Source organism: Brevibacillus choshinensis (assembly GCF_001420695.1).
GTDB lineage: Bacteria > Bacillota > Bacilli > Brevibacillales > Brevibacillaceae > Brevibacillus > Brevibacillus choshinensis.
Genome location: NZ_LJJB01000013.1, coordinates 628,715 through 654,122, shown reverse-complemented (window position 1 = coordinate 654,122; position 25,408 = coordinate 628,715). Strand labels below are relative to the sequence as shown.

At 49.4% G+C, this 25,408-nt stretch carries 29 protein-coding genes; 2 read left to right on the top strand and 27 right to left on the bottom strand.

Annotated elements, in window-relative coordinates:
• Nucleotides 1-90 precede the first annotated feature (90 nt).
• From ylqF to AN963_RS23235, 25 genes are all read right to left on the bottom strand, one after another.
• Nucleotides 91-984: a ribosome biogenesis GTPase YlqF gene (gene ylqF, locus AN963_RS23355; protein ID WP_055746940.1), complete on the bottom strand. Its 894-nt coding sequence runs from the start codon at nucleotides 982-984 to the stop codon at nucleotides 91-93.
• A gap of 46 nt (nucleotides 985-1,030) precedes the next feature.
• A complete protein-coding gene (lepB, locus tag AN963_RS23350; protein WP_055746939.1) occupies nucleotides 1,031-1,594 on the bottom strand; it encodes a signal peptidase I in 564 nt (187 codons plus the stop codon).
• Nucleotides 1,595-1,702: 108 nt separating this feature from the next.
• Entirely contained in the window at nucleotides 1,703-2,050 is a 348-nt protein-coding gene (gene rplS / locus AN963_RS23345; protein WP_055746938.1) for a 50S ribosomal protein L19, read from the bottom strand.
• Nucleotides 2,051-2,207: 157 nt separating this feature from the next.
• A complete protein-coding gene (gene trmD, locus AN963_RS23340; RefSeq protein ID WP_055746937.1) occupies nucleotides 2,208-2,954 on the bottom strand; it encodes a tRNA (guanosine(37)-N1)-methyltransferase TrmD in 747 nt (248 codons plus the stop codon).
• A gap of 16 nt (nucleotides 2,955-2,970) precedes the next feature.
• Nucleotides 2,971-3,486: a ribosome maturation factor RimM gene (gene rimM / locus AN963_RS23335; protein ID WP_407922561.1), complete on the bottom strand. Its 516-nt coding sequence runs from the start codon at nucleotides 3,484-3,486 to the stop codon at nucleotides 2,971-2,973.
• Between the two features lie 22 nt (nucleotides 3,487-3,508).
• A complete protein-coding gene (locus AN963_RS23330; RefSeq protein ID WP_055746935.1) occupies nucleotides 3,509-3,931 on the bottom strand; it encodes a YlqD family protein in 423 nt (140 codons plus the stop codon).
• 91 nt (nucleotides 3,932-4,022) lie between these two features.
• The gene (locus tag AN963_RS23325; RefSeq protein WP_055746934.1) at nucleotides 4,023-4,250 is read right to left on the bottom strand and encodes a KH domain-containing protein; all 228 of its coding nucleotides are present in this window, start codon (nucleotides 4,248-4,250) and stop codon (nucleotides 4,023-4,025) included.
• A 23-nt stretch (nucleotides 4,251-4,273) separates the two neighbouring features.
• Nucleotides 4,274-4,546 carry a 30S ribosomal protein S16 gene (rpsP, locus tag AN963_RS23320; RefSeq protein WP_007719713.1) on the bottom strand — a complete coding sequence of 91 codons (273 nt, stop codon included), beginning with the start codon at nucleotides 4,544-4,546 and terminating at the stop codon, nucleotides 4,274-4,276.
• Between the two features lie 111 nt (nucleotides 4,547-4,657).
• Nucleotides 4,658-6,073, bottom strand: coding sequence for a signal recognition particle protein (gene ffh, locus AN963_RS23315; protein ID WP_055746933.1), 1,416 nt, complete (start codon nucleotides 6,071-6,073; stop codon nucleotides 4,658-4,660).
• 10 nt (nucleotides 6,074-6,083) lie between these two features.
• Nucleotides 6,084-6,422 (bottom strand): putative DNA-binding protein, encoded by a 339-nt coding sequence (locus AN963_RS23310; RefSeq protein ID WP_055746932.1) that lies wholly within the window; start codon nucleotides 6,420-6,422, stop codon nucleotides 6,084-6,086.
• 142 nt (nucleotides 6,423-6,564) lie between these two features.
• Nucleotides 6,565-7,572, bottom strand: a complete 1,008-nt coding sequence (gene ftsY, locus AN963_RS23305; protein WP_055746931.1) for a signal recognition particle-docking protein FtsY — start codon at nucleotides 7,570-7,572, stop codon at nucleotides 6,565-6,567.
• Between the two features lie 42 nt (nucleotides 7,573-7,614).
• Nucleotides 7,615-11,187, bottom strand: coding sequence for a chromosome segregation protein SMC (gene smc, locus AN963_RS23300; protein ID WP_055746930.1), 3,573 nt, complete (start codon nucleotides 11,185-11,187; stop codon nucleotides 7,615-7,617).
• A gap of 273 nt (nucleotides 11,188-11,460) precedes the next feature.
• A complete protein-coding gene (rnc, locus tag AN963_RS23295) occupies nucleotides 11,461-12,147 on the bottom strand; it encodes a ribonuclease III (RefSeq protein ID WP_330218853.1) in 687 nt (228 codons plus the stop codon).
• A gap of 54 nt (nucleotides 12,148-12,201) precedes the next feature.
• The gene (gene fabF / locus AN963_RS23290; RefSeq protein ID WP_055746928.1) at nucleotides 12,202-13,443 is read right to left on the bottom strand and encodes a beta-ketoacyl-ACP synthase II; all 1,242 of its coding nucleotides are present in this window, start codon (nucleotides 13,441-13,443) and stop codon (nucleotides 12,202-12,204) included.
• 139 nt (nucleotides 13,444-13,582) lie between these two features.
• A complete protein-coding gene (gene acpP, locus AN963_RS23285) occupies nucleotides 13,583-13,816 on the bottom strand; it encodes an acyl carrier protein (protein ID WP_049738730.1) in 234 nt (77 codons plus the stop codon).
• Between the two features lie 114 nt (nucleotides 13,817-13,930).
• On the bottom strand, nucleotides 13,931-14,671 hold the full coding sequence (fabG, locus tag AN963_RS23280; RefSeq protein WP_055746927.1) for a 3-oxoacyl-[acyl-carrier-protein] reductase: 741 nt from the start codon (nucleotides 14,669-14,671) through the stop codon (nucleotides 13,931-13,933).
• Nucleotides 14,665-15,615 carry an ACP S-malonyltransferase gene (gene fabD / locus AN963_RS23275; protein ID WP_055746926.1) on the bottom strand — a complete coding sequence of 317 codons (951 nt, stop codon included), beginning with the start codon at nucleotides 15,613-15,615 and terminating at the stop codon, nucleotides 14,665-14,667. The genes fabG and fabD overlap by 7 nt, the downstream gene beginning before the upstream one ends.
• Nucleotides 15,615-16,634: a beta-ketoacyl-ACP synthase III gene (locus tag AN963_RS23270; protein ID WP_055747844.1), complete on the bottom strand. Its 1,020-nt coding sequence runs from the start codon at nucleotides 16,632-16,634 to the stop codon at nucleotides 15,615-15,617. Before AN963_RS23270 ends, fabD begins: the two co-directional genes overlap by 1 nt.
• A gap of 5 nt (nucleotides 16,635-16,639) precedes the next feature.
• A complete protein-coding gene (plsX, locus tag AN963_RS23265) occupies nucleotides 16,640-17,647 on the bottom strand; it encodes a phosphate acyltransferase PlsX (RefSeq protein WP_055746925.1) in 1,008 nt (335 codons plus the stop codon).
• A 33-nt stretch (nucleotides 17,648-17,680) separates the two neighbouring features.
• Nucleotides 17,681-18,271 carry a transcription factor FapR gene (gene fapR, locus AN963_RS23260; protein WP_055746924.1) on the bottom strand — a complete coding sequence of 197 codons (591 nt, stop codon included), beginning with the start codon at nucleotides 18,269-18,271 and terminating at the stop codon, nucleotides 17,681-17,683.
• Nucleotides 18,272-18,511: 240 nt separating this feature from the next.
• Nucleotides 18,512-19,282, bottom strand: a complete 771-nt coding sequence (locus tag AN963_RS23255) for a DeoR/GlpR family DNA-binding transcription regulator (protein ID WP_055746923.1) — start codon at nucleotides 19,280-19,282, stop codon at nucleotides 18,512-18,514.
• A 186-nt stretch (nucleotides 19,283-19,468) separates the two neighbouring features.
• A complete protein-coding gene (gene rpmF / locus AN963_RS23250) occupies nucleotides 19,469-19,639 on the bottom strand; it encodes a 50S ribosomal protein L32 (protein WP_005834357.1) in 171 nt (56 codons plus the stop codon).
• A 142-nt stretch (nucleotides 19,640-19,781) separates the two neighbouring features.
• Nucleotides 19,782-20,303, bottom strand: a complete 522-nt coding sequence (locus tag AN963_RS23245) for a YceD family protein (protein ID WP_055746922.1) — start codon at nucleotides 20,301-20,303, stop codon at nucleotides 19,782-19,784.
• Nucleotides 20,304-20,386: 83 nt separating this feature from the next.
• On the bottom strand, nucleotides 20,387-21,454 hold the full coding sequence (locus AN963_RS23240) for a SepM family pheromone-processing serine protease (RefSeq protein ID WP_055746921.1): 1,068 nt from the start codon (nucleotides 21,452-21,454) through the stop codon (nucleotides 20,387-20,389).
• Nucleotides 21,451-22,245 (bottom strand): patatin-like phospholipase family protein, encoded by a 795-nt coding sequence (locus tag AN963_RS23235; RefSeq protein ID WP_055746920.1) that lies wholly within the window; start codon nucleotides 22,243-22,245, stop codon nucleotides 21,451-21,453. The genes AN963_RS23240 and AN963_RS23235 overlap by 4 nt, the downstream gene beginning before the upstream one ends.
• Nucleotides 22,246-22,379: 134 nt before the next feature.
• Here AN963_RS23235 and ylbJ point away from each other — a divergent pair, with 134 nt between their 5' ends.
• Nucleotides 22,380-23,609 carry a sporulation integral membrane protein YlbJ gene (gene ylbJ, locus AN963_RS23230; protein WP_055746919.1) on the top strand — a complete coding sequence of 410 codons (1,230 nt, stop codon included), beginning with the start codon at nucleotides 22,380-22,382 and terminating at the stop codon, nucleotides 23,607-23,609.
• A 3-nt stretch (nucleotides 23,610-23,612) separates the two neighbouring features.
• On the opposite strand, the gene coaD is transcribed toward ylbJ, so the two are convergent.
• Nucleotides 23,613-24,092, bottom strand: coding sequence for a pantetheine-phosphate adenylyltransferase (gene coaD / locus AN963_RS23225; RefSeq protein WP_055746918.1), 480 nt, complete (start codon nucleotides 24,090-24,092; stop codon nucleotides 23,613-23,615).
• A gap of 6 nt (nucleotides 24,093-24,098) precedes the next feature.
• Nucleotides 24,099-24,713, bottom strand: coding sequence for a 16S rRNA (guanine(966)-N(2))-methyltransferase RsmD (rsmD, locus tag AN963_RS23220; RefSeq protein WP_055746917.1), 615 nt, complete (start codon nucleotides 24,711-24,713; stop codon nucleotides 24,099-24,101).
• Nucleotides 24,714-25,153: 440 nt separating this feature from the next.
• On the opposite strand from rsmD, the gene AN963_RS31605 reads away from it, so the two are divergent.
• Entirely contained in the window at nucleotides 25,154-25,297 is a 144-nt protein-coding gene (locus tag AN963_RS31605; protein ID WP_169791941.1) for a hypothetical protein, read from the top strand.
• The last annotated feature ends 111 nt before the right edge of the window (nucleotides 25,298-25,408 follow it).

The following is a 25,408-nucleotide window of genomic DNA, read 5'->3' as shown; positions in this document are numbered from 1 at the left end:
ATCCATTTCTCCTTATGTACGTAAAAACTTTTCTACGCGTAAAAAAAACCGCCTACCACGATTGATAGACAGGTTTTTCTAGCGCTCTAATTACTCATATAACGAGATTGGCTTGCCAATGGGCTCATCCATTTCCCAGTCAATCGGACGCTCCACTGATACCTGCCCCAGCTTACCAGAACGCAGCTCCCGTAAGAAGAGTTCCGCCGCCTTGTCGTAGTCGATGTTTCCACCTGATACGAGACAGCCGCGTTTCTTTCCGATCTCCTCGAGCATGGTTACCCGATCCTCTGGCATTTCTTTTAGCTTGAATCGCTCCAGTAGCTGCTCTGGATAGTAGTGCATCATGTAGCTGATGGCAAACAGAGCTACTTCCGTAAAGTCAATCAGCTCGTCCTTGATCGCCCCACTAGCTGCGAGTCTCAGACCGACCATTTGATCTTCAAATTTAGGCCACAAAATCCCTGGCGTATCCAAAAGTTCGAGGGTATCCCCCATCTTCACCCATTGCTGTGCTTTTGTCACTGCGGGACGATCTCCCGTTTGCGCGACTGCACGTTTGGACAGGCGATTGATCAAAGAGGACTTCCCTACGTTTGGGATCCCCAGAATCATAATGCGGATGGCACGTCCCTGCATGCCTCGCTCTGTACGCTTCGCCAGCATATCGCCAGCTAGCTCTTTACATAGCTCGGGCAGCTTGTTGACCCCTTTACCGCTCAAGGCATCAATCGGCAGTGTGCGAATTCCTAGCCCACGGAAATAGTTAATCCATTGATCCGTTACTTTTTCATCTGCCAGATCTGCTTTGTTTAATAATATCAGCCTTGGCTTCTCACTGACAATCTCGTCAATCATCGGGTTTCTACTGGATAGAGGAAGTCTTGCATCCAGTAATTCGATAACCACATCAATCAGTTTGAGCTTCTCCGTCACTTGACGGCGCGCCTTTGCCATGTGGCCCGGAAACCATTGGATTGTCATGCTGTCTCACCTACCTTGAAGCTGTTCTTGCGTATTCCCTTACCATCTACCTCGTCATGCGGATGTCCGTCATCGGCCAAAATGTGAATTCTGCCCTTCCGACGACCGTACTAATTGCGACGGGTCCGATTGCTCGGCTATCATGGCTGTTCAGACGATTGTCCCCCATGACGAAAATGTGGTCCGCAGGTATTTTTACAGGAGGAAAGTCATTTGTGAAAAAGGGCTCTCCCTGTCTTTTCGCCTCTTCTTTATGTTGTGCAAGATAAGGCTCTTCTACTAGCTTACCGTTCACCAGAAGCTGATCGTTCTTGACCTCCACAGTGTCTCCCGCAACGGCTATGACCCGCTTGATATAATCGCGTGTCTTTTCTGCGTGGAACACAATGATATCTCCTGGCTTCGGATCTCCCATATAATAAACGGCTTTGTTTACAACCAGTTTTTCGTTGTTATGTAAGGTGGTTTCCATGGACTCGCCCTCTACGATAAAGGGGGCGAATAGGAAGGTCCGGATGAGAAACGCTAGGATAATCGCAATAACCAGCGCCTTGATCCATTCCCATAGCTCTTTTTTCTTGGCGCGGGTGGAGGTAACTTCTTCGCTCATGATCCGATCCTCCCGTGTTAGCTCGTCCATCGTATTCTTTTCTTGCCGAAATGGAAAAAAGAGGCCTGGCTAGCAGACCAGTCCTCTTTCTTATGCGTTAGCAAACGCTTATCGACGGATTTCTTTAATACGAGCTGCTTTACCTACGCGATCACGCAGATAGTACAGTTTCGCACGACGTACTTTACCATGACGCACGATTTCGATCTTGTCGATCTTAGGCGTGTGCAATGGGAAGGTACGCTCAACACCAACTCCGTAAGAAATCTTACGAGCGGTGAAAGTTTCGCTGATACCAGTACCACGACGGCGGATACATACGCCTTCGAAGAGCTGAATACGCTCACGCTGACCCTCGATAACTTTAACGTGTACACGTACAGTGTCACCAGGTCGGAACGCAGGAATGTCCTGTTTCAATTGCTCTTTTTCCAATTCACGGATTACTTGGTTCATTTGAATTCCCTCCTTCCGATCAGACGTTCTTACTCGTCTACCAATAGATGGCTCAGCGCATATGCCCGAGATACGAGTAGCGGACCGCCTTAGTCAGCGGGCAAAATTGCCACAAGAAGTATATTACCACATTGGGCGAAGGACTACAAGACAGTTTCTACGGATTGTTCTCCATTTTTTTCTCTTTTTCCAGCTCAACTAGCAGCTTTTTCATTTCCGCTGTCAATTCGAGTTTGTCCAAGAGGTCTGGTCTGCGTTCACCCGTACGTCTCAGTGACTCTTTCAAGCGCCATTTCACGATATTCGCATGATGACCGGAGAGAAGCACGTCAGGTACTTTCCAGCCACGGAATTCAGGTGGTCTGGTGTAATGTGGGTACTCCAGAAGCCCCGTGGAAAAAGAGTCTTCTACAGCTGAAGTCTGATTACCCAATGCGCCTGGTTGCAAACGGACGACGCTGTCGATCACGACCATCGCTGCGAGTTCACCACCGGTCAGTACATAATCGCCGATAGAGATTTCGTCCGTTACCAAGTGCTCGCGAATACGCTCATCATAGCCCTCGTAATGACCACAAATAAAAACGAGATGCTCTTCCTGGGCGAGTTCTTCCGCAAGCTTTTGATGATAAGGCACTCCCTGAGGGCACATGAGCACCACACGGGGCTTTTTGTCCCCTGCCATCGATTCTACCGCCCGAAACAGTGGTTCAGGCTTTAGAACCATTCCTCCGCCGCCACCGTACGGGGTATCATCTACCGTACCGTGCTTGCTTTCTGAGAAATCGCGAAAATTGGTCACATGGTAATCCACGATTTTCTTTTCGCTCGCTTTTCCCAAGATACTGCTGGATAAAACTCCCTCGAACATCTCTGGAAAAAGAGTAAGAATGTCAATGCGCATACGAATTCGATCCTCCCTACAGCAAGCCTTCCATCAGATGGCAGACCACGCGTTTGTTCGCGACATCCACTTGTTTGATGCAATCATCGATGTAGGGCAACAAAATTTCGCCACGCTTTCCTTTTATTACCCAAACATCATTGGCACCTGGTTGCATAACGTCGACGATTTTTCCTAGCTCCTCGCCTTCGTCTGTTACCACTTCGCAGCCAATGAGCTGATGGATGTAAAATTCGTCCTCTTCCAGCTCCATCAATGACTCTTCCGGAATTTTCAACTCGCCGCCCTTGTACTTCTCGATGTCATTAATATTCGTATAGCCATGGAAGCTCAAAATCTCAAACCCTTTATGCGGTCGGCGGGTCGCGATTTTCAGTTTCAACGGCTCTGCAAGCGTCGGGTGAAACAATAACAATTCGTTCCCTTTTCGAAAACGTTGATCAGGAAAATCAGTGCTGGGTATGATTCGCACTTCGCCACGCAAACCGTGGGTGTTCACCAGCTTTCCCACTCCATAGAAACGCTTTTCCAATCCGTCCATTCCTCCTAAACTCTTACCTTTGGTCTGATGTTCGCTGACGAATCTCATGCACCTGACCATCTTTTATCAGGATTTCCGTCCCCGCTATGATTTCATCCCAAACATCGCCGATTTGTACCGTTACCGGGCTCTGTACGGTCTGATAATCCATTTCGCTGCCCTCCGGCAAATTTTCCGCCTGCTTGAGCTGAAATTGGAGAATCTCGATCTTTTCTTTGCGCTGCTTTTCTTCTCGCGCTATCTTCTCTTGTGCTAGCGCGTATGTATCGGCTGACTTTTTTTTAGCGTCAGCGAGTATCTTTTTCGTTTGAAACTGCCACTGCTCCCACCCGTCGCGATGTTGGCGAATCTGCTTTGCATACTTCTCTACCAACACTGCACGGGATGCTTCTGTCATGATGATCTTGACCTGTACCGAACGAAAAATAGTGAGCATGAAGTGCCACTCCTTTCGACGAACGATCGAACCAACCGTCCAGAATTGCTCTCACAGGAAAAAAGACTGGGAATTCTCCCAGCCTTTTCACTCAAACAATTTCAACCGTGACGCGCTTGTCCGTTTCCACGGATGCCGCCATCACGACCGTGCGCAGTGCTTTCGCAATCCGTCCTTGCTTGCCAATGATCTTCCCCATATCATCAGGGTGGACCGACAATTCAAAGACGAGAGTGCGTTCTTTTTCCACTGCGTTCACACGAACCTCATTCGGATGATCGACGAGAGCTTTTGCGATCGTTTCGACCAGCGCTTTCATCATCAGACCTCCAGATGACCGACTTATTTGCCGTATTTGGTTTCGTGTACTTTAGCCATTACGCCTTCTTTGGAGAGAAGGTTACGAACGGTATCAGTTGGAGCTGCACCATTCAGGATCCATTGTACCGCTTTGTCGGTATCAATTTTCACCACTGCCGGTTGTGCAACCGGATTGTAGTAACCGATTTCTTCAATGAAACGGCCATCACGAGGGGAACGAGAGTCAGCTACTACTACACGGTAGAAAGGAGCTTTCTTGGAACCCATACGCTTCAGACGGATTTTAACTGCCATGTTGTGTCACCTCCTGTATGGATCAACGCGACATTCACTTCGCGTTGGTGCTACTATATCTGAACCATCGCGTCATCTGACGAATCAGCGGCGCGAAGAGATCATGCAAACTCATTTGAACGGCGGTTTGAAATTAAAGGGGAAGTTCATGCCACCCTGGTTTTTGCCGCCACCTTTACCCATGAACGGAAGACCCAGTCCACCTTTTTTCTTGGACTTCTTCATCATCTTGTCTGCGGCACCAGAGAACTGCTTCATCATCTTCTTCATTTCATCGAATTGTTTGATGAACCGATTCACTTCCTGAATGCTGGTACCACTACCGTTTGCAATTCGCTTGCGACGGTTTGCGTTCAACAGATCAGGATTGGCTCGTTCCGCTTTCGTCATGGACTTGGCGATCGCTTCCACGCGGGCAATCTGCTTCTCATCGACGTTCATTTTGTCCTTCATCTTGTTCATCCCTGGCAGCATGCCGAGAATGTCTTCAAAAGGACCTAGATTACGTAACTGCTGCATGGAGTCCAGGAACATGTCAAAGGAGAATTCACCTTGACGCATTTGGCGTTCCATGTCGCGCGCCTTCTCTTCATCAACGGATGCCTGTGCCTTTTCAATCAGACTGAGCACGTCACCCATACCCAAGATACGGGATGCCATACGATCCGGATGAAACGCCTCCAGCGCGTCGAGCTTTTCACCCATTGCCGCAAACTTGATCGGCTTGCCGGTGACAGCCTTGACAGATAACGCTGCACCACCTCGGGTATCGCCGTCGAGCTTGGTGAGAACCACACCGGTCAGCTCCAGCTGACTGTTAAAGCTCTCTGCTACATTGACAGCATCTTGTCCAGTCATCGCATCGACGACGAGCAGGATTTCATCGGGCTTGGTTACCTCGCGAATCTGCTTCAGCTCATCCATCAGCGCTTCATCGATGTGCAGGCGACCTGCCGTATCGATCAAAACGACGTCGAGATGATTTGTCTTTGCATGATCAATCGCTTGACGAGCAATTTCTACTGGACTGACTTGATCACCGAGTGTGAAGACGGGGACTCCTAATTGTTCCCCCAAAACCTGCAACTGCTTGATCGCTGCTGGGCGATAAATGTCACCCGCCACTAACAGAGGCTTGCGGTTTTGCTTTTGCAAATACTTGGCGAGTTTACCAGTCGTGGTCGTTTTACCGGCCCCCTGCAAACCTGCCATCATGATGACAGTCGGTGGTCGGTGAGCCATCGTTAGTTGAGCAACACTGCCGCCCATCAGCTCGACCAGCTCTTCGTTCACGATCTTGATAACCATCTGACCAGGTGTCAGGCTTTTCATGACATCCTGACCAACTGCGCGCTCCTTTACTCGAGCGACGAAGTCTTTTACTACTTTAAAGTTAACATCTGCTTCCAACAGGGCGAGTCGTACTTCACGCATCGCTTCGTTGACGACGGTTTCGTCAATCTTGCCTCTGCCTCGCAGTTTGTCAAACGCGTTCTGCAGCCGATTGGCTAAGCTCTCAAACGCCATGCGAGCCCTCCTAATCCATCTCTGACAGTTGGTGTAGCAAAGTGTTCAGTTCGTCTCTTGCCTCGCTATCCGCAAGCTCGTTCACAAGCTCTTTCATTCGGTTCAGCACGTTCATTCGTTGTTCATGTCGATCTGCGAGGTGGAGCTTCTGATCGTATTCGAACAGTTGCTTTTCGGCTCGCTTGATGTGATCATAAACAGCTTGTCGGCTGACCTCATGCATCTCGGCGATCTCTGAAAGCGACAAATCATCCAGATAGTAAAGCTCCAGATATTCTCGCTGCTTGCCCTTGAGTAGCGGCGCATAGAAATCAAACAAGAGGTTGACTTGATTGGTTTTTTCCAGCATGGAATCCAATCCTTTGCTATGAGGTACTCGGTGCAAACTGTAAAGACTTTTTCTTTACAGCACGTAGATTATAGTACCCAATTCCACACCCAGTGTCAAGGTTTTTTATTGACATCATTTTTTATGGAGAGAATTCCTCTACTTACGCTTCTTTTTGTTCCTCATTTACTTCTTGTGCAATGAGTCCCGCAAACAAGGCATGAACAAACTGCTCTGGGTCAAAACGCTGCAGATCATCCATCTTCTCGCCCAATCCAACATACTTCACAGGGATGTTCAGTTCGTTGCGGATCGCAATGACGATTCCACCTTTTGCCGTACCGTCCAGCTTGGTCAGGACAAGCCCGCTCACTCCGGCAGACTGCCCGAAGGTCTTGGCTTGGGAAAGCGCGTTTTGGCCTGTCGTCGCGTCCAGCACAAGCAATACTTCATGAGGGGCACCCGGCAATTCACGTTGCAGAACACGGTGTACCTTTGCCAGCTCTTCCATGAGATTGACCTTGTTTTGCAGACGGCCAGCTGTATCACACAAGAGGATGTCCACTTGACGTGACTTTGCAGCCTGGATCGCATCGTAAATGACGGCTGCTGGGTCCGAGCCTTGTTGCTGTTTGATGACGTCAACGCCTACGCGGTCTCCCCATACTTCCAGTTGCTCAATTGCTGCGGCACGGAACGTATCGCCCGCTGCCAGCAATACCTTTTTGCCTTGTTGCTTGAACATGTGCGCCATTTTTCCGATTGTCGTGGTTTTCCCTACACCGTTTACTCCTACGAACAAGATGACGTTGAGACGTCCGTCCTGTACGTTGAGCGCAGTATCGGACGCTTCGTCGTTTTTCAATAGAGCAACCAGCTTTTCCGAGAGAATCGGCTGTAGATCGATGGCATTTTCGATTTTTTGCTTACGTACTTCCGTGCGCAGGTCATCAATCAGCTCCATCACGGTATTGACACCAACGTCGGAGGTAATCAAAATTTCTTCGAGCTCATCAAAGAAATCATCATCGATTTTTTTATAACGGCGAACCAGATCCTCGACTTTCTCAACGAGAAGATCCCGCGTCTTGGCCAGCCCATCAGTAAACTTCTGGGTAACCTCTTCTGATTTTTGGACAATCGTGTCACGTAGACGCTTGAAAAAGCTCATGGTCATCTTCCTTTGCGGGTCATAATAGTTCGGTCACAGAGATTACGAAGCAGATTCGATAAATTTGTCGCTCTCCTCCAGCTTCACGGAAACCAGCTTGGAGACGCCACCTTCTTGCATCGTGATCCCGTAGAGCACATCTGCACTCTCCATGGTTCCTTTGCGGTGCGTGACACAAATAAACTGGGTCTGATTGCTGAAGTGGTGCATATATTCGGCAAAGCGGTTCACGTTTGCCTCATCCAGCGCTGCCTCGACCTCATCTAGAACGCAGAACGGCACAGGCTTGACGCGCAGGATGGCAAACAGTAGAGCCATCGCTGTCAGGGCGCGTTCGCCACCTGAGAGCAATGCCAGATTTTGCAGCTTCTTCCCTGGTGGCTGAGCAACGATATCGATCCCTGTCTCCAACAGATTTTCCGGATTGGAGAGCACAAGATCTGCACGACCTCCGCCGAACAGCTTCACAAACACATCGCGGAACTGCTCGGATATCGCATCAAACGTCTCTTTGAACCTGCGTGACATCTCCGTGTCCATCTCCTGGATGACCTGATAGAGCATGTCTTTTGCTTCGTTCAGATCTGCTTCCTGGGAGCTCAAAAATTGCTGGCGCTCAGACAGACGCTCGAATTCCTCGATCGCTCCCAAATTCACGGTTCCCAATGCGCCAATCTGTTTCTTCAGGCGAGAGACAATCTGCACCTCTTCGGATATCTCACCACGAGCGGGGTACTTTTGCTTCGCCAGATCGTAGCTCATTTCGTATTCTTCGGAGAGTTTGTTCAACAAGTGATCCAGTTCGACCTCATTGCGGTTCACTTTGACCTCTTCCTGATGCAGCTTTTCTTCGAGCGATTTGACTTCTCTGCGGATCTCTTTGACTTGCTGCTCGACCTGCTCCTGCTTGTAGAACAAGGTAGCTCGTTCGCTTCGGCGCTCCTGAATCAGCCCGGCTACGCGATCCTTGTCCTGCCGCATTTCGGTAATTTTTTGATCCAGCTCGGAACCAGACGATTCGTTGGTTCTTTCTAGCTCATCGAGGGAGGCAAGTGTCGCGTTTTGCTCTTCCCATTCCTTCTGCAAGGTGCCTTTTTGTTCGTTCAAACGCTCCGTTTGTTCGATCCGCGACTGGTATTCCTGCATGACCTGTGCATTTAGCACCTTGAGACTGGTGATTTTCTGATTCATCTCTTCCTTGGATTCGAGCTGCTCCTGGCGTTTGGCTTCGGCTGCCGCAATCAGTGCTGCTAGCTTCTTTTCATCTGCATCCATGGAAGACAAAGACACTTGCAGCTCTTCTTGCTTGCTCAGAGCGTCCTCCATCTCACGGCGGTAACCAGCAATGTCTTGCTCAACCAACTTCGAACGCTCACCTAAGGAACGACCTTCTGCTTCTGTTTGCTGGAGATTGCCTTTTACTTCCTGTTCCTTCAGGCGCAGAGCCTCACCCTGAGAACGTAGCGCTTCTTGTTCTTGCTCCATTTGGCGCAATTCTTTCGCCAGTTGATCCATATGCGTAGTATGCCCAGAAATTGCCTGGTCGATTTCGTTCATTTGTACTTCCAGCTCTTCGGCTTGTCGATTGCGTCCCAAGAGGTTGGTACTGTTCTTTTTCAGCGCCCCCCCTGTCATGGAACCACCTGCATTGACAATGTCCCCTTCGAGCGTAACCACCCGATAGCGGTAGCTTAAAGAACGTGCTACCCGGTTGGCCTGTTCCAACGTTTCCGTCACGATCACATTGCCGAGCAACGACTCCAGAATCGGACGATACGTATCCTCAAACGTTACCAGCTCACTCGCGATCCCTACAACACCCGACTCTTTTGCCAGCTGACGCTTGTCGTCAGACTGAAGCTGGCGCGGTCGAATGACATCCAATGGCAAAAATGTGGCACGACCGGCGTTGTGTTTCTTGAGGTGGGCGATAGCAGCTCGACCTGCACCCTCATTTTCTACGACAACGTTCTGTAGAGCACCACCGAGTGCTACTTCCAGTGCAGTCTCGTATTGCTGTGGTACCACGACAAGTTCCGCTACGGCTCCGTGAATGCCTGCAAAGCCTCGCTCACGAGCCTTCAAAATTTCTTTTACACCTTGCTGGAAGCCAGCGAACTCCGACTGCATTTCTTTTAAGAGATCAAAGCGAGACTTGGCTGCTTCCTTCTTTTGCTCCCATTGGCGTAACTCGCGGCGCGAGGCCTCCAGACGGGCTTGTCCCTCGCGATTTCGCTCCATCAATGCCTTGTAGCCTGCGACTGTATCCTGAATCGTCTGGTCGATCGATTCGAGCTGCTCCTTTAGGGAGGTCAGCTTGGCCAAGCGTTGTTGTTCTTCTTGATCCAGCTGTTCTTTTCCTGACAGCTGACGGTCCAATCGCGCCTGACTCGTTTGCACTAATTGCTGCTGATGACGCATTTCGTTACGCAGGTTGGCCATTTCGTTAAGTTTTTCGAAATAGTCCCCTTTCAACCGTTCCACATCATCTGTCAGCGACTGCACCATCGAGAAAAACTGTCCCTCTGCTTCTTGGAGCGATGAATTGGCTTCCGTCATCCGTCGGTTGGCTTCCTGTGCACGGTCTTGCTCTTCCGCAAGTTCTGTCTCCAGGGCATGCTGCTTCTCGGTGATCCGGTGCATCTGTTCCATCGTCTGCTGGCGATTGGCATGCAGGTTGCGCATACGCTCTCGCAAAACCTCGCGCTGACCTTCTACCTTTTCCGCCTCTTCGCTGACCGTCAACAGAACTTGCTGCAGTTCTTCGATGGATTGGTCAATCTGCGTGACGTGAAAGCGAGCTTGCTCCAAATCCGCTTCCTGCTTGGATGCTTCTGTCGATTGACCGACCAGCTGTTCCTGTAGCTCTTGAACACGTTGAGTCGCTGCTTCCCATTTGGCATGAGCCACTTCGATCTGCTGTACATATAAGGCTACTTCGTGTTCGACCAGCTTGCGATGAAGCTCCTTGTAGGTGCGTGCGGTATCAGCTTGCTCCTGCAAGGGACCGATTTGCTCGGTAATTTCACTAACTATGTCATGAATACGTACGAGGTTTTGCTCGGTTTCATCGAGCTTCTTTTCCGCTTCACGTTTGCGCGTCTTGTACTTTACAATCCCCGCGGCTTCTTCAAAAATTCCGCGGCGATCTTCTGATTTGGTACTGAGAATTTCTTCGATTTTCCCTTGGCCGATAATCGAATACGCTTCTTTTCCCAAACCGGTATCCATGAACAGCTCCATGATGTCCTTCAGACGGCAGGATCTGTTGTTTATGTAGTACTCACTGTCGCCGGAGCGAAACACTCTGCGGGTAACGGAGACTTCCGAATACTCCACATCGAGCGAACGGTCCGTATTGTCCAACGTGAGCGTCACTTCGGCAAAATTTACGGGCTTGCGGGTGTCACTACCGGCAAAAATGATATCTTCCATCTTTGCTCCGCGTAGAGACTTGGCGCTCTGCTCGCCTAATACCCAACGGATCGAATCGGAGACATTACTCTTTCCGCTTCCATTTGGGCCTACTACCGCTGTCACTCCTGGCACAAATTCCAGTTCCGTCCGGTCGGCAAAGGACTTAAATCCTGCCAGTTCCAGGCGTTTTAAATACATACTGACGGTCCTCCCTTAACAACCCATCCGAAATATGGCTTGAACCAAGTCCTCTCTCTGAATTATGAGATTGATAGCATCTCGGCTATCGGACATGGCTCGAAAAGAAGCCCCTGTATCGGACAGGAACTTACTACAATCAGCTTCGTCATATCGACATAAGTGTAACATAGAAGAGCACGTCTCGCAGTAATTTCCCTTTGATTACGGGGAGGAAAAGAGAAAGCTACACCACTCGGCTAGAGTTGGTGCAGCCCCCCTTTTAGCATCTTCTTATTTATCTCCCAGCTTGACCAATGCCCGTGCAGCTGCCTGCTGTTCCGCTTCTTTTTTGGAACGGCCTGAGCCGACACCTAGCGAACGATTGTTCAAGAGAACTTCAGAAACGAATTCTCGATTATGAGCTGGTCCTTTTTCTTCGACGATGCGATATTGGATGTCTCCCAGATTGTCTTGTTGAACAAATTCCTGCAACTGGCTCTTGAAGTCGGTTACCTGGGCAAACTCTCCCTTATCTACCCGAGGATAGACGTATTTCTCCATAAAGGTAAATACTGCATCCACCCCTTGATCCAAATAAAGGGCGCCTACAAATGCTTCAAAAACGTCCGCTAGCAAGGCAGGTCGCTGACGTCCACCCGTCAGCTCTTCCCCTTTTCCCAGCAGAACGAGATCGCCGAAATTCAGCAGCTCAGCAAACTTCACCAGAGACGGTTCACAAACAATGGCTGCTCGAAGCTTCGTCATTTCCCCTTCACTCATTTTGGGAAATGTTTTATACAAAAACTGAGAAACTGTCAATTCAAGGACAGCATCACCTAAAAACTCCAGCCGTTCATTGTCTTGTATCCGCTTTCCGCGTTGCTCGTTCACGTAGGAAGAATGGGTGAATGCCTGCCGCAGCACACTCTCGTCATGAAAGCGTACGCCTATATTCTCTTGCAGCTGTGCAAAATTCATCACCCTCACCACCATTCCAGGAGACTTCCTACTCATTCTATCAGTAGGACTCATTTATGCTTCGTATCGTTTCAAGATGACCGTAGCGTTGTGGCCACCGAATCCAAAGGTATTGGAAACAGCCACATCCACTTTCGCTTTTCGTGCATGATTCGGCACGTAGTCCAGGTCACACTCCGGATCCTGATTTTCCAGATTGATTGTAGGAGGCAGGATTTGATCACGCAGTGCGTAAGCAGAAGCAATCGCTTCAATCCCGCCTGTAGCGCCAAGCAAGTGGCCTGTCATCGACTTGGTCGAGCTGACAGCAAGCTTGTAGGCATGTTCACCAAACACCGATTTGATTGCTTGCGTTTCCGCGATGTCACCTTGATCGGTGGATGTACCGTGAGCATTGATGTAATCGACCTCAGTCGGATCGATGCCAGCGTCTTTCAAAGCATTGTTCATGCAACGAGCTGCACCTTCGCCACCAGGTGATGGAGACGTGATATGATGCGCGTCTGCACTCATACCATACCCAATTACTTCAGCGATGATTGTGGCTCCACGCTTTTTCGCATGTTCCAGTTCTTCCAGAATGACTACTCCTGCGCCTTCACCCATGACGAATCCATCACGGTCAACGTCAAATGGTCGGCTCGCTTTTTGTGGCTCATCATTACGGGTTGACATCGCTTTGGCCGAACAGAAGCCCGCGAATGCCATGGGACGTACCGTTGCTTCAGCTCCACCCGCAATCATCACGTCTGCATGATCAAACTGAATCAAGCGCAACGCATCGCCGATTGCATTGGTACCTGTCGCACACGCTGTAATCGCACTAGATGTCGGACCTTTAGCTCCATATTGAATGGAAACCGCTCCAGACGCCATGTTTGCGATCAGCATAGGGATAAAGAAAGGACTGACGCGGCGTGGACCTTTCTCCAACAAAACCGTATGCTGTTCTTCCCACGTGGAAAGACCACCAATCCCCGACCCGATGTATACACCCACTCGCTCCGCATTTTCAGCTGTAACCTCCAGCTTGGCGTCTTCAATCGCCATTTTTGCAGCAGCTAATCCAAATTGAACGAATCGGTCTGTACGTCGAACTTCTTTTTTATCCATATACAGCTCAGGGTTGAAATCTTTGACTTCTCCCGCGATCTGCGTCGGATACTCCGAAGCGTCAAATGCAGTCAGGCGATCAATGCCTGATTTCCCTTCCAACAAACTGTTCCAGAAGGTCTGCGCATCATTTCCCACCGGGGAGATGACTCCAACGCCGGTAATCACCACTCTTCGTTTCATTACGATCACCTCTATATAAAAGTCAGCAATCTGCTTCTGTTTACTTCACTTAGCTGGTCATGATTTTTGCATTTGCAGGTATGTACACTTGGTAATGAAGGAGAAGTCCCGTACGATACGGGACTTCCAACTGATGGACCTACTTCTGAGATTCTATGTATTTTACAACCTCACCTACAGAAGTGATCTTTTCAGCATCTTCGTCAGAAATCTCTAAATCAAACTCATCTTCGAGTTCCATTACGAGTTCTACTACATCCAGGGAGTCAGCGCCCAGGTCTTCTTTGAAAGAAGCTTCCAAAGTAATCTTGGACTCATCTACACCCAGACGATCGACGATGATTTTCTTCACACGTTCCAATGTATCTGCCATCTTGCTTCACCCCCTCTCCCGTATTATAGTGGATGAGCTTCCAAAAAACCAGTTTATAGATAAGAGGAGAAATCCACGCTGCATCTGGTCGGGAAGACTCTTTCAAACCTATGACTACATGTACATACCGCCATCTACGTGGAGCGTTTGCCCTGTCATGTAATTCGCAGCATCTGAAGCCAGGAACAGGACGACAGAAGCAATATCATCTGTCTGCCCCAATCTCCCCAATGGGATTTGCCCCATCATGCTAGACTTCACATCATCTGAAAGAACGGAAGTCATCTCGGTATCAATAAAGCCAGGAGCAACCGCATTCACGGTAATTCCGCGGGTAGCCAGCTCACGCGCTGCAGTCTTGGTCAAACCGATGACACCTGCTTTTGCAGCAACGTAGTTTGCCTGACCTGGATTCCCGAGCACACCGACAACCGAAGTAATATTGATAATCTTGCCTGAGCGTTGTTTCATCATTGGACGAGTAGCAGCTTTCAGGCAATTGAACACACCCTTGAGGTTGGTCGCAATGACGTCGTCCCATTCGTCTTCTTTCATGCGCATCAGAAGATTGTCTCGAGTAATCCCCGCGTTGTTCACGAGGATATCAATCGCACCGAAATGATCGAGAGCAGCCTTAAACATCTCGCCTACTTCCTCTGTTTGGGAGACATTCGCACGTACCATGATAGCGTCGCGTCCCAATTCTTTGATGAGAGCTACGGTTTCCGCAGCAGCTGCCTCGCTACCCGCGTAGTTCACCACGACATTTGCACCAGCTTCGGCCAACTTCAATGCAATCGCACGACCGATTCCGCGGGATGCACCTGTGACCAGGGCTGTTTTTCCAGCTAGCATAGTACCCCTCCGTTCAACAGCTCTGTCAATGAATCCATATCTTGCACCGAAATAATGGTCGTCTCTGCAGGAGCAATCTTCTTGATCAAACCAGCCAACACTTTACCCGGGCCAATTTCAACGAAGGTCGTAACACCTTGTTCTACCATCCACTGTACCGAGTCTTCCCAAAGAACAGGAGCAGACACTTGTTGAACCAAACTGTCCACGATCATCTGTGCTTCCGATACTGGTCTTGCGGAGACATTGGCCACGACAGGAATCTTGGCATCCTGTACAGTGACTCCTGCTAATACGGCATGAAGCTTGTCAGCAGCTGGCTGCATCAGGCTGGAGTGGAACGGTCCGCTAACATTGAGCGGCAGGACGCGTTTTGCTCCGGCTTCCTTCGCTTTTTCACCTGCGAGTTTGACACCTTCAGCCGAACCGGAAATCACAATTTGACCTGCACAGTTCATGTTTGCCAGCTGCACCGGATGTCCAGATGCGGTCACTTCTTCACATACAGTATGCAATGCGGAACGATCCATGTTCAGCACAGCAGACATCGCACCTTCACCCGCTGGAACTGCCTCTTCCATGAATTGTCCACGCGCACGTACGGTCTTCACCGCATCTGCAAAAGAAAGAGCTCCTGCTGCAACCAGTGCGGAGTATTCACCCAAGCTGTGACCAGCTACAAAATCCGGTTGAAAACCAGGCTGTTTCTCTTGAAAAGCGGACAAAACAGCAACACTCGCAGTCAAAATCGCCGGCTGAGTATTCGCTGTCAAACGAAGCGCTTCCTCCGGGCCTTCAAAGCACAGGCCCGATAACGAAAAGCCAAGTGCTTCATCCGCTTGTTGAAATACGAGACGTGCAGCCTCGGATTGTTCGGTAAGGGCCTGGCCCATGCCTACGAATTGCGAGCCTTGACCTGGAAAAACGAATGCGACTTTCCCCATTACTTCTCGCTCCCTTCAACAGGTGTGGTTGACCATTTCAGGAGCGTTGCCCCCCAAGTCAAACCTCCTCCGAAGCCTACGAGAACCAGATGGTCGCCTTCTTTTACACGCCCATCTTGAACTGCTTCATCCAACGCTACCGGAATCGAAGCAGATGACATGTTTCCGTAACGGTCGAGGTTAATGACTACCTTGTCTTCATTCAATCCAAAGCGCTGTACAGCCGAATCAATAATGCGTTTGTTCGCCTGATGTGGCACCAAGAGATCAATGTCGTCCTTTGACAAGCCAGCTTTGTTCAATACCGCTTCAGTCGCAGAGTTCATCACGCGAACTGCGAATTTAAAAACTTCACCACCCGCCATAGCGAGGTAGTGCAAATCGTTTTCTATGCTTTCATTAGATGCTGGAATGCGTGAACCACCTGCTGGCATGCAGAGCAATGGTCCACCCGATCCGTCTGCACCCAGTTCAAAGGATTGGAAGCCATAGCCATCCTGAACTTCACCGATGACAGCTGCACCTGCGCCGTCGCCGAACAGTACGCATGTATTACGATCTTTGTAGTTTGTAATTTTGGAAAGGCTCTCTACACCTACGACAAGCACGTATTTGTAAAGGCCGTTGGAGATAAACTGGGTCGCTGTCGTGATTCCATACAAGAAGCCGGTGCAAGCCGCTGACAAATCCATGGCTGCCGCCCGAGTCGCTCCTAGTTTATCCTGCAAAATGCAAGCCGTAGATGGAAACATCGTGTCTGGTGTCACGGTTGCGACAATAATCAAGTCCAATTGTTCTGGACTCAGGTTTGCTTTGGCTAATGCCTTTTTTGCTGCCTCGTACGCCAAGTCAGAAGAAGCTTGATCCGGGGAACTAATGCGGCGTTCACGAATACCCGTACGCGATACGATCCACTCATCCGAAGTATCCACCATTTTCTCCAGATCAAAGTTGGACAACACCCGATCAGGGGTGTAGGAGCCAGTTGCCAAAATACCTACTGAACGTTTGCCATTCATCTGCTTCACTCGCTTTCTCCCGTACTATTTTTCTGTAGAGCTTGCGCAATAATTTCGTTGACGTCTTGTTTCACAAAGCGAGCAGCACTGGCAATCGCATTCTTGATCGCCTTTTCATCAGACGACCCATGCGCCTTGATGACAGGGCTGCGCAAGCCGAGTAGTGGTGCTCCACCGTATTCCGCATAGTCCATGCGTTTTTTAAAGCGAATCAATCCTGGCTTGAGAATTGCCGCCCCTACCTTATTAATCAGGCTGGAAGTAAACTCCTGCTTTAACTGCGAAAAGATTGTAGATGCAGAGCCTTCGACAGCTTTTAACAAAACATTTCCTACAAATCCGTCGCAAACGAGAACATCGCATGCCCCTTGCAGGACGTCGCGAGCTTCTACGTTTCCGACAAAATTCAGATCTGCCTCAGCAAGCAACGGAAAGACAGCCTTGGTCAGTTCGTTCCCTTTGCCCTCTTCTGTTCCCACATTCAGCAGTCCTACAGTCGGGCGTTCAAAACCAAGCACGCGCTCCGCGTAAAGACTGCCCATCAGCGCATATTGCAGCAAATGATGCGGTTTTGCGTCCATATTGGCACCGACATCCAACGTCAATGTCACGCGCCCTTTAATATTCGGGATAAAGGCTGCCAGAGCTGGACGTTCGATCCCATCCATACGCCCTGCATATAGTAACCCTGCTGTCATGAGAGCACCGGTGTTTCCTGCCGATATCGCAGCATCCACCAAATTTTCGCGTGCCATCTGGACTGCTACGACGAGGGAAGAGTTTTTCTTCTTCCGCACTGCCTTCACGGGTTCATCATCCGTTTCAATCACTTCTGAAGTAGGTACAATCTCAATGTTTGCCGGAATCTCTCCCGGCAGATGGCTCCGAATGCCTTGTTCATCTCCCACCAAAACAACTGTTATGGATGGGTTTTCCTTGATGGCAGCCAACGCTCCCTGCACCGTACTGCGCGGTGCGTTGTCTCCGCCCATCGCATCCACTGCAATTCGCAACCGAGTCTCCTCCTTAGTTTTCAACCATGCCGTTTATTGGACAGCTGACATTCCGACGACGCGGAACGTTGCGGTAAAGACCAATTCGCCTTGCACTTTTGTCTCTACGCGTACTTTGCACTCATCGCCGTTGCGACTCCGTACCAGTGCCTTTGCAACTAGCTTTTCACCCGCCCGCACAGGTCGAACGAAGCGAATTCTCGCCGTCGCTGTCAGTGCCACATCCGCATTGATGACTGCCACAGCCAATGAGTTGGCCTGAGCAAATATGTAGTGTCCACGAGCAATTTGTGTTCGTGAAAAGACGTGCTCTTCCTTGATTTCCAAAACGGAAATCGCTTGGGAATCAAGCTGCAGATCGATGATCTCACCAATGACTTCATCAATCCCGAGAGACTTTACCGGGTCCAGACTTTTCTCTGCCACCGATTTGATCCGCTCGCGCAACTCTGGTATCCCTAATTCCAATCGGTCTAAACGTATTGTTTGAATACTGACATGAAATAACTCAGCCAGATCCTCGTCAGTCGCAAAAGGATTTTCTTGCAATGATTGCACCAATCGAGTCTGGCGATCTTTTTTCGGCAAGCGGGCGATGCTCGACACCCCCCCAGCAAGGTTCATGTATTCCTATCTATGATTGCGATCAGTCTTTAATACCTGGTACCAAACAAAGTATAAGGGAGGTTTCCCTGAATTACAAGCAAAGTTGGTGAAAATGGCACTATGGTCTCGTCATATATCCGAACACAACATCATCCAAAAAAGAGAAAGCCCTTCCGTAAGAAGGACTTCCTCTGATAAATTCACTTGCTGTCACGCTATTTAAAAGCCAATCACGCCAGCCAAGTGAAGTTTACCCGCTTATTCGTGTATGTCCTCTGCAACCAGGAGCTCGACTTCATGACGTAACAGCGCTTCGACCAGATCCGCATTCGGCTTTTGGTCTGTCACAATGATGTCCAGCTGGTGTAGTTCTGCCACTCGATACAGCATCGACTTGCCAAATTTGGAGTGATCCGCCAGCACGATGACCTGATCAGCTCGTTTCATCATTTCTTTAATCAAATAGCCGGACTCCTCTGTTGGTGAAACAAGTCCATGAGGGGTGATTCCGCACGCCCCGATAAACAGCTTATCAACATGGTAATCGGAGAGGTTTTGAATCGTACGAGAACCGTATGCATATTGATCTTCGGGATGGACATCTCCGCCTAGCAGTTTTACCTGAAAGCCCTTTTTTCCTGCGAGACTGGAAGCCGCTGCGAGTGAGCTTGTGATGATGACGTGATCCGTGGTTTCCAAGGATTCGATGGCAAGCTGGACAGTGGTGGATGCATCCAGCAACAAGTAGTCACCATTCTTGACCAGACCTGCCGCTATGGCTGCAATGCTTCGCTTTCCTGTCAGATCGAGCTGCATGCGCTCCTGGTAGGAATAACTCTTCTTGGAAAGCGTGGGCAAAATAGCCCCGCCACGAGTACGGAGAATTTGTCCCTGTTCCTCCAGCTTTACAATATCTCGCCTGGCCGTATCACGGGAGACTCCGAACTGCTCTACCACATCCTGTACACTGATCCGCTGATGGTCCTGCAAATAGTGCAAGATGGCCGCAAGCCTCTCTTCTTGATACATCATCTTCCACTCCATCCATTTGCAACCGACTCATTTCATGATCATTGTAAGTCATTCTCGCAACTCGCGCAAGTAAAAATAAGCATTCTTAAGTAATTGTAAGTGTTTCTTCAATTTAGCACTTAGCTTTTTTGTACATAAAAAAGACAAGGTGATTTCTCACCTTGCCTTTTTGAGCAGCGGATCTTACTTCGCTACTTTCACACCTTTGTAGTGACCGCAGCTTGGGCAAACGCGATGCGCAAGCTTGTATTCGCTGCAATTATCGCATTTGATCATGCCTGGAATCTCTAATTTGAAGTGCGTACGACGCATTCTTTTACGGGTTTTGGAAGTTCTCCGTTGAGGTACTGCCATCTTCCTTACACCTCCTTCAACTGACAAATGCTAAGATGCTCTATTTGGGTGGATAGTATAGGCGAAAGCTTATGCCATCCTTCAAAAATGAGACGCTCCAATCGGTAAGATCGGCGTCCCATCTTGAAAACAATAGGAACGACTACTTGTTGCTATCTTTGAACAAATCAGCCAACCCTGCTAAACGTGGGTCAATCCGTTCGTTCGTACAGCTGCAGGCCACTTCGTTGCGATTGACACCGCACGTCGGGCACAGCCCTTTACAATCTTCCTCACAAAGTGGGAAGGTCGGCATGGCGAGCAGAAAATCTTCCTGGAGCAGTGAGTCCAATTGGATCTCATCGCCTTCTAGCGGAAGAATGTCACTGTCCTCATCCTCACGAAGAATCGGATCATCTTCGGGTGCAAAGGTCTCGGAAAATGCAACTGACGCATGGTGTGTAAAAGGATTGAGACAACGAGCGCATATAAAATCTACGTCCGCTTTCAAATCACCTTTTACATAATAGAGATTGCCTAGCTGTACCGCTTCGCCTTTCGCTTCGACCGGAGTAATTCCTCTGATCTCGTGATGGCGCTTTTTCAGTTCTGTCGCATCGAGCGTCAACTGAAACGGTAACGGCTCTCCCTTGCGATGCTCTAACTCTGTCAACTTAATATTCATAGCTTTCACCTCATGCACAACAAGGATGATTATAGACCCTGCCCAAAGCTTTGTCAACCATTTTCCCTTGACAGCTTATATCGTCAGGAAGGTTTCTTCGGCTGCTCATTTAGATACGTAACCGCATCTTTCACGGTCTTGACCGGCACGACACGCATCTTGGTCCCAATGCGCTTTGCAGTCGCTAAAGCCTCTTCATAATTGGAATCAGCTCCGGGTGTATCCTGCGGGGCAAAAAAGATGTCTGCACCTGCCTTGTCCGCCGCTACGACCTTGTGATTGATTCCACCGATGCGACCTACTGTACCGTCTAACGAGATGGTACCCGTCCCTGCGATTTTGTAGCCCTTTGTCAAATCTGTATCTGTTTTTAATTGGTCGAAAATCTCCAACGTCATCATCAACCCAGCAGATGGACCTCCGATTCCATTGGATGCGATATTCACCTTTTTGGGGATCACAATATTTTGCTTGTTATCCGGGCGCACACCGATTCCGACCGACTTAGATTCAGGCAGTGGTACCAAGGTTAACATCGTTTTTGCTTCTTGTCCATCTCTCGAATATGTAATCGTTACAGAGTCTCCCGCTTTCTTTTTCGAGAGCACCTGAAGCAGGTCTTTGGCTTCTGTAGTAGGTACTCCGTCAACAGACGTGATGACATCCCCGATCTTCAATTCCTTTTTCGCAGGAAGGCCCTCGATGGTGCCCATGACCCAGACACCCTGCTTCTCTACTTTCACATCGTACCCTGCGAGGCGGAATGCTACTGCCTCCGCGAGCTTCTGCGAATTGTCCATGACCGCCTGCTCTCGCCGGACAAAGTCTTCGTTGCTTTCACCCTGGCTCACTACCAGTTCTTTTTGCATCAGCTCTGCGTCTGGAGAAACCTTGGCATAGACATACCAAGCAAGATTGGCCTCTCCCATGCGGACAGTGGTCAGCATAAAGGAACCGGATTCGTCTTTCTTCCCGCCTTCTACCTCAATCATCGGAGCCAGCTCAATGGCTGAACCTGGCCGGGTGATGTAATAATTCGTAGGGATAAAAAAGGAAAGGCCCAGCGCGACTGAAGCTAGAGCTAGTACCCAGCTTACGCCTTTGGTACCCTTCGCTCTTCTCTGATTGGAGTTTAGCCGATCCTCACTCATTCTACTGCCTCCCAATTCTCGATCAATTCGTGAATGCGCTGCACTTGTTCTTTCCCAGCACGCTCACCTAGTTCGATTATTTCTTCGACTCCGCTATATGCAATACTGCTATAATGTCCAACATCCGGTCGGATTACGAGATCAGCAGACAGGATCCTGTGTTTCAATATTTCCCGTTCCATCACATCAATGGTTTGCGCAATGACATCAAAAATGGTCGAGACTTTCATCGGCGTATCCACCTGCGCGACGTCGACTGCAATCACGATATCAGCGCCCATTTCACGGATGACGGTCACAGGTACTCGATCAATCACTCCGCCGTCGACGAGCAGACGGTTCCCTACCTTCTCCGGAACAAAAATACCGGGAATCGAGATGCTGGCTCGCACAGCCTGATCAATCGGTCCCTCACGAAAAACTACTCGTTCTCCACTTTCAATATCCGTCGCTACAATCGCAAGCGGTTTGTTCAACTCCTCGATTCGTTTGCCATGCGTGAGAAGTCGAATCAATTGTTTGATTTTTTCACCAGAAACAAAGCCAAGACTGGGTACGGTCAAATCGAGCCAATGCTTGCGCTTTAGATTTTGCGCCAGTTTTCCCATCATGTGGGGTTCAATACCGTTTGCATAGACAGCCGCGATCAAACTGCCCATACTGCTGCCTGCTAGCATATCCACTTTAATCCCATGTGACTCCAGTGCCTTGAGTACGCCGATATGAGCAAAACCCCGAGCTCCACCTGATCCGAGGGCTACCCCTACCACCGGTTTGCGTTTCGCTGACATGATCACATTCCCCCTGTATCAAGCGTATGTAGGGAATCGACGATCCTTTCATACTTGAAGTTGGATGCCCGAGCATAGTTTGCCGACTCGTTACGTAGACATGTACTATCTCGTTGTCGGTTCAGGAGGATTCCATGTCACGCCACTCTCCGATTTTTACCCTGTTGTTCGCCTTTTCGACGATAGCCCTCGTATTTACGCTGGTGGCCTATTCGCAAATCTCGTTTGAGGCAGCAGTCCGCGGATTGAAAATATGGTGGGAAGTGGTGTTTCCATCCACGCTACCATTTATCGTCCTCTCAGAGATTTTGATGGGTCTCGGCGTCGTTCACTTTGTCGGTGTCTTACTGGAACCGCTGATGCGCCCGCTATTTAACGTTCCCGGTACGGGAGGATTTGTTCTCGCAATGGGTTTTTCGTCCGGTTACCCTGTCGCTGCCAAACTGACGACGCGCTTGAGACAACAAGGAAATGTGACCCAGGCAGAGGGAGAACGTCTCGTTTCCTTCACGACCACAGGTGACCCGTTGTTCGTCATGGGTGCAGTAGCCATTGGTTTTTTTCACAGTGAACAGATGGGAGTCATACTTGCTCTTACCCACTATCTCTCTGCTGTGATCATGGGATTGATCTACCGGTTCCATGCGCCTTTTGCCACAGTCAGCAAGCCTTTGGAGAAGACACACCTGCCCTTGCCACTGAGAGCCCTCCAGGCCATGCATCGAGCGCGAGTGCGTGATGCGCGTCCTTTTGGAAAGCTCATGGGAGATGCTGTCCAATCTGCCTTGAACACTCTGTTCATGATCGGCGGGTTTATCATTGTCTTCTCGGTGTTGATCCAGTTGTTTGCAGCGATTCATCTCACGCAAATCATCAGCACGTTCTTGTCCATTTTCCTCGTGCCGTTTGGATTTCCGCCAGCCTTTTCTCATGCGATTGTCGCTGGATTGTTTGAAGTGACACTAGGAGCCCAAGCAGCCAGCGTCGTACCCGATGGTGTCTCCATGGTATGGAAGGCTGCCATCGCGAGTGCGATTCTCTCTTGGGGTGGACTGAGTGTACATGCCCAAGTCGCGAGCATTTTGAGTGACACGGATATTCGGGTCGCTCCGTATATAATCGCACGTTCAGCGCACGCATTTGTAGCAGCCGTACTGACTTTTGTGCTCTGGGGTCCACTCAGCTCAAGTGCATGGCTCTCGGAAAAAACCTTACCTGTCTTTTTACCTACCTCTTCAGGCATGCTTGTATTCAGTTGGTGGGAGACGTTCTGGCATTCCAGCCTGCTGGTTTTAGGATTGACCGCCTTATTGCTTTTGACGAGTGTCTTGATTCGCCGTTTACGTCCAAGCCATACTCGTTAATAGCTACCGGTTCAACTTGGCAATCAGCGCCTGCTCAACGGCAGGTGGCACCAGATCCTTCACGCTCGCCTTGTAACTGGCTACTTCCTTCACGATGCTGGAGCTCAGGTAAGAGTATTGATTGTTCGTCATCATAAAAAACGTTTCTACATCTTCATTCAGCTTCTTGTTAATAGAAGCAACCTGCATTTCATATTCGAAATCAGAAACAGCGCGCAATCCCCGGATAATCACCTGGGCATTGCGCTTTTTCATGTAATCAATCAAGAGACCGTCAAACGAGTCCACTTCCACATTGCCCATATCCGCCGTCACTTCCCGCAAAAGCTCCACACGTTCATCCACACTAAACAAGGAGTTTTTCTTTGCATTGATCAAAACGGCAACGATCACCTTGTCGAACACCTTTGACCCTCTCGCAATGATATCGAGATGGCCGTACGTAACGGGATCAAAACTTCCTGAACAAACCGCGATGGTCATGGCTCATCATCCTTCCTCGGACTGCGTTACTTCGTCTGATCCTATGTCCGATATTTCCTCCTGGGATTCACGATCAAAATAGTACAACGTGACAGCCGTATCCCCGTAAGTCGAAGCACGATCCTGTACACAATCGCCAATCTCTTCCGGCAGTTTTACATCAACATCGTGTTCGGCGACGATCCAGGCTCCGTCTGCCAAGAGATCCAGCTCTTGCAACAGCCGGATTTCTTCGGCAATTTTTTGCTGTGCATACGGTGGATCCAGAAAAACAAGATCAAACGCTTGTTTTCGCGTTGCCAATGTACGAATCGCCCGATCGGCATCCATCCGGTACAGATCCGCACTTCCTTCCAGTCTGCATGTCTCAAGGTTTTGCTTTACGACAGCAAACGCCCTAGCATCGCGTTCCACAAAAACGGAACGATCTACTCCCCTGCTCAAGGCTTCAATCCCTAAACCGCCCGTGCCGGCATACAGGTCTAACGCCCACCCGCCGTCAAAATACGGACCAATCATGTTAAAAATCGATTCTTTCACTTTGTCAGTCGTAGGGCGAGTTCCTTTACCAGGAACGGCTGCCAACCTACGTCCTTTGTGTTCACCTGAGATGACCCGCATACATTTTCACCTGTCATTTTTGTTTATGTAGTTGTTCTTGTTGTAAGAAGACCAAGAATGATTTCATACTATCACAACTGCTAGGAACGCGTAAAATTGCTAGTGGTAATTTTATGCTCTCGAATAGGTATACTTGGCAAACAAATGGGAAAAGCTTATGGATAGCGACGCAACGTTGTCGCTGACAACCGCGGAGAAGACTTACGTTTCCCCATAAGCTCTTCCTCCGGTTTCTCCTCTCCCATAATTGAAAGGCGGTTCACTTAAGCGCACGGCGTGTCTGATAGGAGCATTCCGTGCCATTTCTCCCCACGCGGGAGGAGTTGAACAGCTGCCTCGTCGTCTTGTGGCGATGGGGTATTTTTTTTATGTTCGGGCACGATACAACATAGGATGTACCTCCATCCACCGAACCCTGCGTCGAAAAGGAGTGAGCTATCTTGGCCGAAAAACAACCATCCAAGCAAAAGCTACAAGCATCCGAAGCCCAATCCATTGCGGATCGCACCGGTGAAGGCGCGGAGCAAGCAAGACAGATGCAATCCGAAGCCGATCAATCAGACATCATCAAACACGGACAATAAGAACGTAAAGGCCAGCCGAACCCACACATTCGGCTGGCTTTCTATATGCGCTTGTTACACCTGCATTTTCCTTCGCGCACCTGACATAGATAGCAAATACTACTCACATGA